Source organism: Mucilaginibacter ginsenosidivorans (assembly GCF_007971025.1).
Classification (GTDB): Bacteria; Bacteroidota; Bacteroidia; order Sphingobacteriales; family Sphingobacteriaceae; genus Mucilaginibacter; species Mucilaginibacter ginsenosidivorans.
This window is the reverse complement of sequence record NZ_CP042436.1, coordinates 1025797-1042079: the sequence shown is the minus strand read 5'-3', so window position 1 is coordinate 1042079 and position 16283 is coordinate 1025797. Positions and strand designations below refer to the sequence as shown.

The following is a 16283-nucleotide window of genomic DNA, read 5'->3' as shown; positions in this document are numbered from 1 at the left end:
GGATGCTGCCTGTTACCATTAACTACTTATTATAAATTGCCTCGCGCAATATCTTTTAGCCTCTACGGCTTAAATACATCAATTCCCTTTTTCAAAAACCTGCTGAAACTTGATACATCGTAATCGGCGCCACCGGGAGCAATAAGCAGATGCCCTGTATTATCGAGTATAGCATAATAGGGTTGGCTATTGGCGTTGAATTTTGATGCCTGAAGGTCTGACCATTTCTGCCCCAGCGTTTCAATATGCTTATGGCTAAACCGAGAAGTATATTGTTCCCCGGCAGACAAGGGTGTTTTATCATCTACATATAATTGCACCAACACAAATTTTTCATTCAGATAAGCGAATACCTGCTTATCCGGCCACACCGTTTCTTCCATTTTACGGCAATTGACGCAGGCGTGCCCTGTGAAATCAATTAATAATGGCTTCTGACATTTTTTAGCATATGCCAATGCTTCATCATAGTCGAAGAATGCATCAAGTCCAAGCGGCGCCTTAAATAATTGTTCATACTTCTTTGGCGACCGGACGGTACCGCTTTTGACCCGTGATACTGAATTGACAGTTAAATTAAAATCCTGGCTGGATGGCGGTGGCAGGAACGCGGCAATTGATTTTAGTGGTGCACCCCACAAGCCCGGTATCATGTAAAGTGTAAAAGAAAAAACAACAATTGACAGAAGCAACCTCGGTACCGAAATTGTCTTTGTTTCTTCATCATATGCAAAGCGCAGTTTGCCCAATAGATAAAATCCCAATAATGCAGCGATTGTAATCCAAAGCACAAGGAATACATCGCGGTCAAGCAAATTGTAATGATAGCTAAGATCAACATTTGACAGGAACTTTAGGGAAAGCGCTAATTCAAGAAACCCAAGGATGACCTTGAAGTTTACGAGCCATTTACCGGATCTCGGTAAAGCGTTCAGCGCGTTTGGCGCTAATGCGAAAATTGTAAAGGGCAGGGCCAATGCCAGAGAAAAGCCAAACATGCCGATTGCAGGCGCAAGGAGTCTGCCGTTAGCCGCGGCCTGCACCAACAATGTTCCGACAATAGGGCCTGTACAGGAAAAAGAAACCAGGGCCAATGTTGCCGCCATGAAAAACAGGCCGGCGATCCCTGCCTGGTCGCCCATGCGATCAACTCTGTTAACCCATTTGGAAGGTAAATTGATGTCAAATCCGCCGAACAGGGAAATGGCAAAGGCCAGCAAAATAATAAAGAACAGGAAATTGAGAATTCCATTCGTTGATAGGCTGTTCAGTGCATCAGCACCAAACAACACAGTGACGGCAAGACCAAGAAGCACATATATGACAATAATACTAAGGCCATAAAGCATTGCCTTGTTTACTGCTTTACTCCTGTTTGTCGTTGTTTTAGTGAAGTAACTGACGGTTAAGGGCAGCATAGGAAAGATACAGGGCATAAGCGTAGCGGCAAAGCCGCCAGCCATTCCGGAAAGGAAGATTGCAAATAGCGATAATGACATAATGATTAATTTATTAATTGGATACGCTTTTCTGAACGTGATTTTTATTGAGTGGCTGGTACCCTATAAAATCAACGTAGGGTGAAATATAGTTTTCCCGCTCAGGTTCTTTTTTCACGAGATCTGTACTCAGATATTTTTTATTGCAATCAGGGAAAACAGTCACGACACAGGCTTCTTTCCCTAAAAGCTCCTTCATCTTTATCGCTCCGATGACGTTCGCTCCTGATGATATGCCCACTGCCAGCCCTAACTGGGAGGCAAGTTTTTGGGCCATAAGAATCGCATCGCCGTCACTGACCTGTACAACCTGATCGAGGTACTTAAAATCAACGATCGGTGGGACAAACTCATCAGAAATTCCCTGTATCCTGTGACTGCCGGTTTTATAGCCCGTACTAAGCGTCGGGCTTTCTGCCGGCTCCAGCGCAAAAACCTGCGCATACCGGTTTTGCTTTTTCAAATAGCGTCCTATCCCCATAATTGTCCCACCGGTACCAACCCCGGCGATAAACGCGTCCGGCTGCATTTTATATCGTTGCAGTTGCTCCCAGATTTCAGGGCCGGTTGTTTTTTCATGAGCTTCCGTATTTAGTTCATTTTCAAATTGGCGGGGAAGAAAAATACCGGCCTGACTTTGGGCGATAAGTTCCGCCTTCCGAATGCTCCCAAGAAAACCTCCCTGTTCTTTGCTTACCAGCGTAATTTCGGCACCCAGACTTTTTACAATGTCAATCCGTTCCTGGCTTAGCCAATCGGGCATGATGATCTGCACTTTATGGCCTAAAGCTTTTCCAAGAGCGGCGAAAGAAATGCCTGTGTTGCCGCTTGTCGCCTCGATAATCTTATACCCCGGCAGTAATTCACCTTTCTTATAAGCGTGTTGCAGAATGAATAGGGCGATTCGGTCTTTTATGCTGCCCGTCAGATTATATTGTTCGCACTTTACAAAGATGAAGCTTGTTTTGCCGTTGTAGCGATAGCATAACTTGAGCATTGGCGTATGGCCGATCAAATGCCACAAATCAGCAAACCTGTCATCAAAAATCAGTGTATTACATGCAGCAGTAATTGGAAGCATTATTGGTTATCTAAATGGATATGTAACCAATACGACGTTCCAGGAATAAAGTACTAAGCCGCTTTTAGAATTTAATGTTTATAGAGCAAATCGAATAGCTGTAAATATGGGATCAGTAGCAGCAATTGGAATTTGTCATTAGGTAACCGTTGCTTTAACATAGCAAGACCGCGTCCCTTTTGATTTTTCACTGTTTGTACCGATAGATTTAATTCATCTGCAATTTCCTGATTGCTTTTTCCATCAAGATAGCTCATCGTAATTATCTTGCTGCACTGAGGTGACAGACTTTCAATAGCATGATAAACCTCAGAAATTATTTCTGCGCGAATAATCTCATTGAGGTAGGCATCCTCACTATAGCCGCGCTCTTCAGCAAAGAACGTATTACGCATGTCGGACCGTTCAGATACCTTCAAAAAGTCAAGGCAAGCATTTTTTGCAGAGCGGTACAGGTACGCTTTAAGATGTTGCTCCGTTTCAAACTGCAATTGCTTGTTCCACAATTTTACAAAGAGTTCCTCAATTACATCTTCAGCATCGTCGTGGCTACCAGTAATCCGTTCTGCAAAAAAGCAAAGGGATGGATAAAACTTTCTGAAGATAATTTCAAAGGAATTGGGATCAACCATATTCAAATATGGAGTCAAATCATTTGACGATGAACCCCCGGTACGCATATACGCTAAAAAATCACAGCTAAATTGGAAAATTAATTTATGTAAAATTAATATTTTGAAAATATAACTGTGAATATTCTTAGCATTAAGAATGAAATTCAGGTTTTACTACTTGCGATGAAGTAATTTTTTGCAAACAGATTAAGAGTAATCCACTTCAAAAACTAAAGTTCCCTTGGCAGCAAATCCAGAAGTATTTGAAAAATCGCATTCGAGCCCGGTGCCAATCGTCTTGACCAGTTTACCGGAGCCCGTTCCTTTTTTTGCCAGCGATATACCGAGCCTGTTCTCAACAGCGAAGCCCGTGACCTGCGCAGTATATTGAATCCATCTTGGATCGGCGCTATTCAAAAATGCCTGCTGTCCATTGTCAAGTGTGAAATTATCATTCACCCAGCTCACTAAATTGGACCGTATAAGGTTTGCCTGTGTTAATAGATCAGCATTTGATAGTTGGTAAAGTTCCGCCTGTTTGGCGCTGACACCGGTGGAGTCGAAAGGTTGTTTTGGCATGGTTCATAAGTTTGATTTTCAATTATAATTAATTATAAATTAAATCCAAACCAATTTGCAGCAAATTCGTTTATTCAATCGTCATTTAAACCTTTAAGCGTGCCGTCAACTTCCAGATATCATGATCTGTATTTCAGGATAATCCTTTCCGTCGTTGCCGCTCATTTTATTGTTGTATTTGGTGAGAAAGACAGTATTTTTCAACTGCTGCTTACCTGGGATTACTACCGCTCGGTTTTACTAAGCGCAGTCATTGCATTTATCCTTATCACTATCGTCCACCTGATAACTGTTAGACTCGATATCCATTATGACTGGAATGCGCATACAGTAAAGAGAATAGCGCTGCAATTCCTATTGGGCGTCATGCTGCCCGGCGTCGTTGCATTTGTGCTCGCGACAATCTACTTCCGGATTTATGACATCGATATTTTTGTGACCCGTTACCTGCAATATGATTTCCCTGTGATCCTGGGAATGATCCTTTTTTTTAACCTCTATTATCTGACTTTCTATTATTACCTGCAGATGCGTAAGGCGCAGGAATTGTCTGTTACAGAAAAATACCGCATTAATCAAATAACTGAATCAAAAAACACCGAAGTCATAGTTGCTTCCAGGGGAACAAAGAATATACCGATATCAGTATCCAATATCAGCTACATCTTCCATGAGGAGGATTATAATTTCATCCGGACATTTGAAAAAGAAGACTTTTTAATTTCTGCAAGTCTCGATGCCATACAGGAGCAATTATCACCTGGAAAATTTTTTCGCGCTAACCGCCAGATGTTGGTCAACATCGAGGCCTGCGAACACTTTGAAAATATCGAACATCAAAAAATACAGTTGCAATTGCGGCCTAAACACAATCAGCCGGTGATTATCAGCCAGAAACGTGCAAAAGAGTTCCGTGACTGGATTAAACGAAAATCAGTCTCGAATTAAGACATTTGTAAAATATAGTCTTTGATCTCGTTGGTGACTAAACTGCTGAAAATCTCCCGTCCATTTTCTGCCAGGACGGTGCAGGTGAGCCATTCCCTTCCCATTTCAATGATGATAAATTCCTGCTCCTCTACAATATCATCGCTATTTTCAAGAAAGCCGATCCTTTGTTTGTAAACGACCTGGTAGGCATTCAGCTTATCGGAGAACCTGAACTTACCGTGCGCATTATCGAGTGAGAATCGCTGCCATCGGCGCATTTTGTCTGCTCTTGAAAAGAAAGTAGCCTGTTGTACTATTACGTCCGTAATACTCTCGCTTATTATATCTTCCTCCGGAATAAAAACCTCATTTATGTAGCTGCCTGTTTGCCATTGCTTATCGCATTTTTTAATGAAGAACATGATTGGTGTTTCGTTGGCTGCTTCCCCATCAGTAAGATAGACATGGTACCTCACCGCGATCTCTTCCTTTTGGGGGTCAATCGTGTAAATGAAACTGATTTGCCTTTTAAGCAGGCTAATGGATTGTAAGCCCGAATCTGCTGTATCATTCATGAGATAAAATTACCGGGTTACCACAAACTTTGAGGAGGGTATTTTACACGCCTCGCTCAAATTAATACTCAGCCTCACTTATAGGAATATGATTGGGGCGATTACTGAACCAAATTCCGTATACGGATATACTCTGTTTTCCATCCATTTTTCAGTCAAATTATACAGCGCCCGTCTTCAAGAACCGCCAATTCAGGCTTAAAAAAAATATCACCGTATACGGTCAGCGGTGTGAAAACAGCTTTTCAAATGAGGGCACCTTTGCTATGTAAGAATTGGTGAAAACATTAAAGGAAAACTGACATGATAAGCAAAATTACCTGGAGTGAATATTGGATTGCCGTAGTGCTGTGCCTTATTGCATACTACTTAATTGTACTGCTTAAATACTACGGGCCACAAGTTAAGGAATTCATTTTTAAGCAGGCTAACAATGGAAGCTCTTCATCACTGTATGATGACAGCGAAGCCGACATCAATGAGCTGGAAGATGTGGTACGCGACCTGCGATATGCCATATTCGAACGTGCTGCTTTGCCCTTGGACAAAACAGTTATCCTAAAGCAGTTGAAACAACGATTATCCGGCTACCGGGGGCTTGGAAAGCCCGCATTCCGTGTCGCCTTGAACAATCAAATTATACTGCAAGCGAAAGAGGTTTGCGGGCTGAGCATTAGTGCCGCGGAATTGAATAGTACCTGGGACAGTGAAGAATATACCGGCAGGGACAGTGTGGGTGGATGAGTGAAAAGCCGGGTATTGCCCCCTTCCAACCTTGAGCGGTTGGCTGACAGATGAATGAAAGAAGGGAACGGAAGGCGGCAACTTTCAGCCTCCCTGCCAATGGCAGGGAGGGCCTGAAAGAAATTAAGGATCAAACAATATCGTGTCGTATGAAAAAGAAGAGAACAAATTGGAGCAACATGCCGGAAGGCAGAGAACTATTAACAGGAAAAGCAATGTTATTGACGTCTGTGCTGCTGTTTTATATCAGCATGCAGGCTGTTGCACAGGACGGAAGTGCCGGTATCAATGCGGCGACCACTCAGGTGAAAAGCTACTTCAGCGCAGGCACCAGCCTGATGTATGCCATCGGCGCTATTGTAGGACTAGTCGGGGCAGTGAAAGTATATAACAAATGGAACCATGGAGAGCCGGATACAGGTAAAGTCGCAGCGGCATGGTTTGGCAGTTGTGTATTCCTCGTGATCGTGGCCACAGTACTGAAAAGTTTCTTTGGGGTTTAACTAAAGAATGAAGGCATGAAAGGTGCGTACCTGATAATGGCGATGATCATAAGAACGGTCTTTGCATTATTGATCATCCTGGCGGCCATCCTGTCCGTCCTTATCAGCTATCTGATCGTCTTGCCCGTTTATCCATTCATAAAAACTAAACGAAAATGCTGGAACAAATAATTGCGGAAAGATTACGCAGCTATATCATTCAAAATAATCCGGACCTGCTGCTACGGCTGCAGGAACAATTTGGAATGACTAAATACATAGAAGATAAGCTCGCGGGCATATCGGGTCAATTGCAGGACTGGGTATCGGGCGGAAAGCCGCAATACATCATTGAAGAGCTTAGCCTGGAGCTGTTAACCGCTGATCTGCGTCCCTCCCGCTTCAACTATTTGAAGACACTGCTGGAAGAAGAATTTCCGGCAAGCTTCAGCCGGTTCGCGGAGATGGGCGTGCTGACCTATGAGCTTACGAACCTGGTAGCTCATTGCCAGCCCATTTTTGAGCAGTACAACTTCTCGGAAAGTAAGGAAGAGGACAGGCAAATGTACTACGCTATTACGGCAGAAGTTGATGAATACCTAAGAAGTGCATAATTAAAAATATTACTGAGCGGGGTGGAAACGGTGTGGTATGGCATACAATCAGTATCATAAATTAACGGCGAATATCGCTGCGGTCAGGGCCGCTCTTCGTTGGGAGGCCGGCGAAAAACTGTCTGCTGAAGACATCGAACAATTGCATCAATATTCCGGCTTCGGGGGCATTAAAGCAATTCTTTTCAACGGGAGCGATCGGGACTCCTGGCTTGCATCCGGTGCAACTGAAGCCGACTTAAGGCTGCTTCCTAAAATGGAAGAGCTCCACAATTTATTAAAAACCCATTTTGCGGCTACGGATTATGAAACGATCATCAGATCACTGAAGAACAGTGTGCTGACCGCGTTCTATACCCCGGCATTCCTTCCCGCCATCCTTTTTGAATCCCTGAAAGAACAAGGGATAACACCACAGGCCTTATATGAACCAAGCGCCGGGGCCGGTGTATTTATCCGCGCCGCAATTGAAGTCTTCCCATCACTGAAACAAATACAAGCGGTAGAAAAAGACACGCTCACAGGCAAGGTGCTATCGGCAATTGCCGCACATATCCCTGTTAAAACAACCGTAGCAATAAAAGGCTTTGAGGAGACTGGAGGAGAAGGGAGAGGGCAATATGACCTGGTGGTCAGCAATATACCTTTTGGCAATTTCCAGGTCTATGATCCCGACTTTCCGACGCGCCAGCTATCAGGCAAAATACATAACTATTTTTTTGCAAAGGGCCTCGACAAACTTACAGACAAGGGCTTATTGGCCTACATCACCACCGATGCCTTCCTGAACAATCCTTCCAATATGGAAGCCAGGAATTACCTCTTCGCCCAGGCAAATTTTGTCAGCCTGCTGGCCCTACCTGATAACCTCATGAAGGACACGGGCAATACCGAAGCGCCTAGTCATTTACTCATCGTACAGAAGGATGCTCAAAAAAACGGCCTGAGCGATGATGAACAGAAACTGATTGGGACTTTAACACTTTCAGGGCCTTTTGGCAGCTATAACTACAATAGCTACCTGGCAGAACATCCCGAACTGTTGCTAGGCAATGATATCAAGGACGGTAAAAACCAATATGGCATTGCAAGTAAAACGGTGTGGCAGCAGGGCAATTTGTCTGACATTTCCGGGCAATTATCTGCTAAGCTCCGGGCCGATTTCTGGGCAAGAATTAACAGTGATGGCTTTCAGACAATAAGCCTTAACAGCAGCGGCAAATTGCCCGGCAAACAAATGAGCTTATTGCCGATGCCGGAAATGCCACAGGTAAATACACAGACGCAGTTAGGCCTGTTTGATATGGGGAGCGGCAAAGCGGGTAACAAAGCGTATGCCTATTTGACGGACCAGGATAGATCGATAATTGCAAAAGACTCTGCTAATGTGCTGAGCACAATAACTGCGCAGCAACATCCGGGTCACGACCTCATCGTGCTGGTTGCGGCAAAAGCTTTACAACAAAACCGCTACCTGTACCGGCTATATTCAAATGTTGCTGAGATCAAACCAACCAGTAACTGGTTGAACGGTAGCCAGCTTTCCCCTTACCTGGACGATATAAGCAATACCCTGAAAGGATACGCGTATAATTATCGCTATGAAGGAGACAGCACACTTCAGACAGCTTTCAACCTCGTACCGGAGGACCCGGCAATTTTTACTGAGCTCGACCGCTTCACCCGTAATGGTATGCTCGTTGAGTGGAAGGATAAGATCGGTAAGATAAGTAACCTAAACACAGATGCAGGCCAGGCACAATTCCAGCCAATGGCCGTAACCCCGAGCCGTGCCGATTTCTACCGGCAGTACATTTCCCTGCGTGATGCCTACCTTTCATTCGATCAAAATAGCGGCAGCAGCGCCGAATTGGAGCAGCAGCGGGTTTTCCTGGCAGAACGCTATGATCGATTTACAGATCAGTTCGGCCTCCTGAACTTGGCGGCCAATAAAAGGCTGATTGAAGAAGATACGGCCTATGGCTTACTGATCCTGACATCCCTGGAGCGACGCAACGAAGAACGGTTCAGCAAAGCAGATATCCTGCAGGCAGCATTGGATAATCAGTCTGACCATTTCAGTACTGATGATCCTGTTGAGGCCTTAGCGAGGTGTCTGAATGACAAAGGCTGTGTTGCAATCAGTTTTATAGAAGCCGTCACCGGCCTGTCGGAAGCCGAAGTGATAAAAATTTTATCGCAACACATCCTGATCAACCCGGTGTCAGATAACTGGGAGACATGTGACCAATACCTTTCTGGTAATGTCGTGTATAAACTGGAGCAGGCCCAAAAACGTGTTAGTGATGACCCGGAAAACCCACATTACCGAGACAGTCTTGAAGCGCTGCAAAAGGTACAGCCGGAGGCCGTTCCCTTTGAATTGCTGGATTTCAACCTGGGTGAACGCTGGATACCCCTGGAATACTATAACCGGTTTGCTACTGACCTGTTTGAGATCAACACGAATGTTAGCTACCTGGCCAGCCTGGACACATTCAAAGTGGCTTGTGAAGGTGCAAACCCAAAAGTTTTACAGGAATATGCAGTAACACCTAAAAACGGTCGGACGAGTTATGGCTACACCCTGCTGGAACATGCCCTGGAAAATACGACCCCTTTTTTCACCTACGAAGTGCAGGTCGGCGAACGCAGTGTCCGCATACCTGACAATGACGCCATACAGCTTGCCCATGAAAAAATTGAAAGCATACGTTCACGCTTCATGGATTGGCTGCAGGAGCTGCCGGCAGAAGAAAAGCAGCGGATTGAAAAGCTGTATAATGACACCTTTAATTGCTATGTCCTGCGCGATTACGATGGCGGTCACCTGCATTTCCCGGGGCTGGACAAGGCAGCACTGAAGATCGAGGACCTGTACAGTTCTCAGAAAAATGCGGCTTGGCGCATAATGCAGAATCGTGGTGGCTTGATTGACCACGAGGTTGGACTTGGGAAGACACTGACCATGATCGTTGCTTCAAATGAAATGCGGCGATTGGGGATCGTGCATAAGCCGATGATCCTGGCATTAAAGGCGAACGTTGACCAGATACGAAACACCTACCGACTTGCCTATCCGAAAGCACGTATCCTCGCTCCCGGCGAAAATGATTTTACACCGGAGAAACGGCGGCGTATGTTCCATGAGATCAAGAACAATAATTGGGACTGCATCATCCTGACCCATGATCAGTTTGGAAAAATACCCCAGTCGCCGGAGATACAGAAAGCCATATTTGAAGCAGAGCTGGATAATATTGAAAGAGACCTGGATACCTTGCAACAGAGTGGTGCTGAAATATCTAAAAGTGTATTAAAGGGGCTGGAGATCAGGAAGACAAACCTTGCGGGCAAACTCAAAGAGGTGGCAGCGCAGATCGAAGGTAAAAAAGACACTGATATCGATTTCCAATCCCTGGGTATAGACCACTTATTCATCGATGAGTCCCATAAGTTTAAGAATCTTACGTTTACTACCCGTCATAACCGTGTAGCCGGGCTGGGCAATATGGAGGGCAGCCAGAAAGCACTCAACATGCTTTTCGCAGTAAGAACGCTGCAGCAAAAGTTTGACAGTGATCTATGTGTCACCTTTCTTTCGGGTACGCCTATTTCCAATTCCCTCACCGAGATGTACCTGATCTTCAAATACCTCCGGCCTAATGAAATGGAGCGGCAGTGTATTCAGAATTTCGACGGCTGGGCAGCGGTATTTGCCAAAAAGACCACCGATTTCGAATTCTCTGTCACCAACGAGATCATCGCTAAGGAACGCTTCCGGCACTTTATTAAAGTCCCCGAGCTCGCTTTGTTTTATAATGAGATCACCGATTATAAAACGGCGCAACATATCCAGTTGGATAAGCCTATTCTCAAAGAAGAGCTGGTCAATATTAAACCATCGACAGAGCAGCAGGAGTTCATCAAAAAACTGATGGAGTTTGCGCGGACCGGAGACGGTACCCTTATAGGCAGGGGCCGCCTGACACCTGAAGAGGACAAGGGAAGGATGCTCATCGCCACGAACTATGCCAAGAAGATGGCCACAGATATGCGGCTGATATCGGGGTATTACAGTGATCACCCGGAAAATAAAATAAATACCTGCGCCCGCAAGGTCGCGGCCGTCTATTGGGAGAGTGATCAGCATAAAGGTACCCAGATCGTCTTTTGTGACATTGGCACGCCGAAGACAGGCGAGTTCAACATGTACGATGCGCTTAAGGACAAGCTGGTATCAGATTTTGGACTTCCCGCCCATGAGATCACATTCATCCATGACTGGAGTGATAAAAAGCGTCCTGAGCTGTTCCGTAAAATGAACAAAGGACAGATCAGGATATTGATCGGCAGTACGGAGAAAGCCGGTACAGGGCTCAATGTACAGGAGCGGGTAATAGCAACGCACCACCTGGATATACCCTGGAAGCCATCTGAACTGGAACAACGAAACGGGCGTGGTGCCCGGCAGGGCAACTGGCTGGCAAAGGCCCATTACAATAACCAGGTCCTCAACTTCATCTATGCTACGGAGCAATCCCTGGATAATTACAAATTCAACCTGCTGAAAAACAAGCAGACCTTCATCAGCCAGATGAAGAACTGTGAGCTAAACATCCGGTCAATTGATGAAGGGGCAATAGATGAGAAGAGCGGCATGAACTTTTCCGAGTACATCGCTATACTGTCAGGGGATACCAGCCTGCTGGAAAAATCAAGGATAGAGAAAAAGATTGCAGTCGTTGAAAGCCTGAAAAAAGCTCATTTCAAAGAGCAGTCGAGGACACGGCAACACCTGGAAGCTGTAATCGCGGAGCGAGTTACCACCATTGATCTGTTACAGCGATTAAAAACTGACCAGCAAAGTTATAAAGACCAGCTTGGCTATGCTGCAGATGGCTCGAAGTTAAATCCGATCAGGCTGAAGGGATATGAAGGCGCAGAGGCAGAAGTTATCGGTAAGCAAATAATAACATTGTATCACAAGTGGCAACCGGGGACGGAGAGCCAGATTGGTTCGCTCTATGGCTTTGCATTGCATATCCGTCAACATACCGAAATGATCGAATCCGAGGGCAGGCTGGTTGCCCGCAATTATAACACCTTTTATGCCGAGCAACCTGAGACCGGAATAAAATACACTTACAACCAGGGACACCCTAACCTGGACAACCCGAAACTGGCCGCAAGGCATTTTCTGAATGCAATCGACAGGGTAGACAACCTGGTAGAAAAATATGAGCAAAAGGTGCAGGAACTGGAGCGCGAGATCCCGCTACTGGAGCAGATTGCGCAAAAACCATTTGAAAGAGAAAAAGAGCTTGCTGATATGAAGTTGCATTTGGCAAAACTGGAACGGGAAATTGCAATCAATATCCAGTCACGGCAGATGAAAGAAAACGGCCTGTTCAGCAGTGAGTCCTTGCAACAGGATGCCCCGGGCAAGCCCGACGGATGTGTCATCAGGATGACACCGCCAGACGAACAGCAGCTAAAAGGGAAATTATCAGTTGCATTAATTCCGCAGAGAACGAAGAGAAGATCGTTGGGCCTATAATGAATTATCATGGCAAACAGTGTATATCAAATCAACAGGGGAATCAATAAAAGCATTGAGTTCAGAGGGCTTAAAGCACAATACATCTGGTACCTGGGTGGTGGCCTGGTCGCATTGGTCATCGTTTTTGCGATCTGCTATATCATTGGAATTTATCCGCTGATCTGCGTCGCCATTGTAATGGGGGCCGGTACCTTATTGTTTGTCAAGGTTTATGCGATGAGCCGTAAATATGGGCAGTATGGAATGATGAAAGCCGCTGCCCGTCAGCAGGTACCCCGGTTTATCAAAGTGCGCAGCAGGAAAGTATTCTTATTAAACAAGAAAGAAAATGGAACAGGTAACAGGTAAAATGATTCCAAATATATTGATCGGTAACACGCCTTTTGTCTTAGACAGCGATGCAAGAACATTGCGGAAGTATGGAAGCGGGGAAGTGGTCATCTCATTTAATGATTTGAAAATTGAGAACGGCTTTTATAGTTGTCCATTCCACGAAACGCAAAATGCTAATGGTATCACGCCGCTAACTGACAACCAAGGCAAGCACGAAACATTTCAGTTGACGATTCCGCAGGCTATCCTGGAGTATAAAGAGATCAGCCCACAGGAACTATTGAATTATAATACAGCCTCCCTGGAGCATAATTGGGGTTACTACCTGGCCGATGAGTGTCTGGGGCGGAGGCTTGTGGGCGAACTCCCCCATATCAACATCGAAGGCAGCGATTTTACCATCGACTGGCGACTCAAAGAATTGCGTGAGACGGAAGCGCCGTTCAATTGCCTGCGCTTTAATAGCATGGAACTCTCTGAAAATGGTGAACGGTATTTATTCTTTTATCACCGGCAGGCCCATTGTTTATTCAGACCGGGTACTGATAGCGACAGGCTGCCCGATCACGTCATCCTGATTGCTATCCCCAATGAGCTGAAGCTAGACCCGGTCGGGGTGGCCAGGCAATACGGCATGAAAGACTTCGAACTGCTGCGCGAGTTTCCAATACAAAAAGAGCTCAGATCAGAAAGCATTCCTCTCGCCGGCCCCGGGAAATTAAAGAAGCAGTTGAGTGAAAAGAATGAGGACCGGAAGCAGCAAAAAAAGAAGAGAAACGGCAGGCATTTATAAGAACAGGCAGATCAATAAATGATTATGGAAAAGCGGATGGAGGATTTATTGCCATTGTTGGCTGTTGAACACAATTGTATCGTTTCCCGGCAGGGAGATATCACCGTTGCGTTTAAGGTTCAATTGCCTGAACTGTTTTCGCTTAGCAGCGAAGAGTATGAAACACTGCACCAGGCCTGGGTAAAAGCAATCCGGATATTGCCAAAGTTTACGGTTTTTCACAAGCAGGATTGGTTTCTGCAGTCCCGCTACCAGCCAGCGGCTATGGAGCACCGCGATTTTCTTCATAAGGCTGCTGATCAATATTTCTCGGGCCGCAACTATCTTAATCATAGCTGTTACGTGTACCTGACCAAGAAGCCGGATGGACGCAGGGTCAGCAGCTCATTATTCAGCAACCTGACTCGTCGCAACCTGGTGCCGGAGCAGACGATTAATCCTGCAATGCTACAGCAGTTCCTGAATGCCTGTAGTCAATTCAGGCATCTGTTAGCCGATTCAGGTTATATGAAGCTGGAACAATTAAGTAATCGAGCATTATCCAGCGACAAAGGAACAAAAGGTATTGTCGAACGATATTGCCAACTGTCCGAAAATCCTGATCAACCTATGATCAGCGATATCAAATTTGAACCGGAAATAGCGGTTGGAAATAAAAAGTGTCAACTATATACGCTCAGTGATGCAGATGACTTGCCTGCCTTATGCGGAAGCAGGATCAGTTATGAGAAATACAGTACCGATAAAACGAAGTTCAGCATTGGGTTTGCCAGCGCATTGGGACAACTGCTGCCCTGCGACCACCTGTACAATCAATACATTTTCATCGATGATGCACAGCAAACAATTAAACGGCTCGAACAAAAAAAGCTTCGGCTACAGTCCCTTGCGGCCTACAGCCGTGAAAATGCATTGTCGCGGGACGCGGTAAATGATTTTCTTAACGAGGCTATATCTGCACAGCGCTTACCGGTTAAAGCCCATTTCAATGTGTTGGCCTGGACAGAAGACAAAGAGCAAATTAAAGAAATAAGAAACCAGGTAGGAACTGCCTTCGCGCAGATGGATGCTATCGCTAAGGAAGAGACCGTTGGTGCTCCCCAGATATTTTGGGCGGGTATTCCCGGCAATAGTGCTGACTTCCCGATGAACGATTGCTTCGATACATTCCTTGAGCAAGCCACCTGCTTTATCGCGTCGGAAGGCTGTCCCGCAACGGCGTCGCAGGCAGAAGGTATCCGTTTTTGTGACCGCCTCTCATCGCGCCCCCTGTACATAGATCTTTATGACGGGCCCCGGAAAGCAGGCATTACCAGTAACATGGGTACCCTTGTTTGCGGTACATCGGGCGGCGGCAAGAGTATGACCGTTAACCACATACTGCATAGCCTGTACACCCAGGGCGCACATTGTGTTACCGTAGATATAGGTGGTAGTTACCTGGGACTCTGCGAATCATTGGGCGGATATTATTTCAGCTATTCGGAGGAAAGCCCGATAAAATTCAACCCTTTCTATTTAGCAGATGGAACCCAGCTTGATACCGAAAAGACAGAAAGTCTTAAATCATTATTGGTTGCCTTATGGAAACAGGAACATGATAGTTTTAACCGCAGTGAATATGTAGCGCTATCAAATGCCTTGTCCGGCTATTACAAACACCTCAATGACAATGCGGCCATATTTCCCTGTTTCAACAGTTTTTATGAATACCTGGAGACCGACTATGTTGAAGTGCTTAAAGGACATAAAGTAAAGGACAGGGATTTTGACGTAGATAATTTTCTTTACGTGTTGCGGCCATTTTATAAGGGCGGCGAGTTTGACTACCTGCTTAACGCGACGGAAAACCTCGACCTTTTACATCAGCCCTTCATTGTAATCGAACTCGACAATATTAAAGACCATCCCATACTGTTCCCGGTGGTTACGCTGGTGATCATGGAACTGTTTATTTCCAAAATGCGGAAATTGAAAGGCGTCCGCAAGGTACTCACAATAGATGAGGCATGGAAGGCAATAGCAAAGTCTGGCATGGCTGAGTTTTTAAAATATGCTTTTAAGACCATCCGCAAGTTCAACGGTATACCTATCGTGATCACACAGGAACTTGATGACCTGGTTAGCTCTCCCATCATTAAAGATGCCATTATAAATAATGCTGACATCAAGATACTGATGGACATGCGCAAGTTCATCAACAAGTTTGATAAGCTGCAGGACACCCTCGGTATGTCCGAAAAGGGAAAGACCATCCTTCTGTCTGTAAATAAAGACGAGCGGGAGATCTACATCGATATAGGCGGGCAGTTGCAGGCAGTTTACCGGAATGAGTTGTGCCCGGAAGAGTACTATGCATTTACCACCGAAGGAAAGGAACGGGTTAAGGTATTGGAATACGCACAAAAGTATGGCGGTATGGAAGCGGGGATTACCCAATTGATCAAAGACTTACAAACAAACAAATAAGGAGGGG

General features: G+C 45.4%; 14 protein-coding genes. 9 read left to right on the top strand and 5 right to left on the bottom strand.

Going from position 1 to position 16283, the window contains the following annotated elements:
* Nucleotides 1–62: 62 nt before the first annotated feature.
* The 4 genes from FRZ54_RS04795 to FRZ54_RS04780 form a co-directional block, all read right to left on the bottom strand.
* Nucleotides 63–1499, bottom strand: coding sequence for a protein-disulfide reductase DsbD family protein (locus tag FRZ54_RS04795; RefSeq protein ID WP_147030506.1), 1437 nt, complete (start codon nucleotides 1497–1499; stop codon nucleotides 63–65).
* Between the two features lie 13 nt (nucleotides 1500–1512).
* Nucleotides 1513–2580: a PLP-dependent cysteine synthase family protein gene (locus FRZ54_RS04790; RefSeq protein ID WP_147030505.1), complete on the bottom strand. Its 1068-nt coding sequence runs from the start codon at nucleotides 2578–2580 to the stop codon at nucleotides 1513–1515.
* A gap of 71 nt (nucleotides 2581–2651) precedes the next feature.
* Nucleotides 2652–3212, bottom strand: coding sequence for an RNA polymerase sigma factor (locus tag FRZ54_RS04785; protein WP_147030504.1), 561 nt, complete (start codon nucleotides 3210–3212; stop codon nucleotides 2652–2654).
* Between the two features lie 189 nt (nucleotides 3213–3401).
* Complete coding sequence (locus FRZ54_RS04780) at nucleotides 3402–3773, bottom strand: hypothetical protein (RefSeq protein ID WP_147030503.1); 372 nt, start codon at nucleotides 3771–3773, stop codon at nucleotides 3402–3404.
* Nucleotides 3774–3872: 99 nt separating this feature from the next.
* Here FRZ54_RS04780 and FRZ54_RS04775 point away from each other — a divergent pair, with 99 nt between their 5' ends.
* On the top strand, nucleotides 3873–4721 hold the full coding sequence (locus tag FRZ54_RS04775) for a LytR/AlgR family response regulator transcription factor (protein WP_147030502.1): 849 nt from the start codon (nucleotides 3873–3875) through the stop codon (nucleotides 4719–4721).
* Here the strand turns inward: FRZ54_RS04775 and FRZ54_RS04770 are convergent.
* Nucleotides 4718–5278, bottom strand: a complete 561-nt coding sequence (locus tag FRZ54_RS04770) for a hypothetical protein (RefSeq protein WP_147030501.1) — start codon at nucleotides 5276–5278, stop codon at nucleotides 4718–4720. The two genes, FRZ54_RS04775 and FRZ54_RS04770, sit on opposite strands and share 4 nt — an antisense overlap.
* A gap of 303 nt (nucleotides 5279–5581) precedes the next feature.
* On the opposite strand from FRZ54_RS04770, the gene FRZ54_RS04765 reads away from it, so the two are divergent.
* The 8 genes from FRZ54_RS04765 (at nucleotide 5582) to FRZ54_RS04735 (ending at nucleotide 16276) form a co-directional block, all read left to right on the top strand.
* Nucleotides 5582–6022: a hypothetical protein gene (locus tag FRZ54_RS04765; protein WP_147030500.1), complete on the top strand. Its 441-nt coding sequence runs from the start codon at nucleotides 5582–5584 to the stop codon at nucleotides 6020–6022.
* A 215-nt stretch (nucleotides 6023–6237) separates the two neighbouring features.
* The gene (locus tag FRZ54_RS04760; RefSeq protein WP_228462716.1) at nucleotides 6238–6525 is read left to right on the top strand and encodes a DUF4134 domain-containing protein; all 288 of its coding nucleotides are present in this window, start codon (nucleotides 6238–6240) and stop codon (nucleotides 6523–6525) included.
* A gap of 15 nt (nucleotides 6526–6540) precedes the next feature.
* Nucleotides 6541–6696, top strand: a complete 156-nt coding sequence (locus FRZ54_RS24340; RefSeq protein WP_187359744.1) for a hypothetical protein — start codon at nucleotides 6541–6543, stop codon at nucleotides 6694–6696.
* Nucleotides 6681–7118 (top strand): DUF1896 family protein, encoded by a 438-nt coding sequence (locus FRZ54_RS04755; protein ID WP_147030499.1) that lies wholly within the window; start codon nucleotides 6681–6683, stop codon nucleotides 7116–7118. Before FRZ54_RS24340 ends, FRZ54_RS04755 begins: the two co-directional genes overlap by 16 nt.
* Before the next feature lie 37 nt (nucleotides 7119–7155).
* A complete protein-coding gene (locus tag FRZ54_RS04750; protein ID WP_147030498.1) occupies nucleotides 7156–12678 on the top strand; it encodes a helicase-related protein in 5523 nt (1840 codons plus the stop codon).
* A gap of 9 nt (nucleotides 12679–12687) precedes the next feature.
* Nucleotides 12688–13029, top strand: coding sequence for a DUF4133 domain-containing protein (locus tag FRZ54_RS04745; protein WP_147030497.1), 342 nt, complete (start codon nucleotides 12688–12690; stop codon nucleotides 13027–13029).
* A 1-nt stretch (nucleotide 13030) separates the two neighbouring features.
* Nucleotides 13031–13807, top strand: a complete 777-nt coding sequence (locus FRZ54_RS04740) for a hypothetical protein (RefSeq protein ID WP_147030496.1) — start codon at nucleotides 13031–13033, stop codon at nucleotides 13805–13807.
* A 24-nt stretch (nucleotides 13808–13831) separates the two neighbouring features.
* Nucleotides 13832–16276 carry a TraG family conjugative transposon ATPase gene (locus FRZ54_RS04735; RefSeq protein WP_147030495.1) on the top strand — a complete coding sequence of 815 codons (2445 nt, stop codon included), beginning with the start codon at nucleotides 13832–13834 and terminating at the stop codon, nucleotides 16274–16276.
* Nucleotides 16277–16283: the final 7 nt, after the last annotated feature.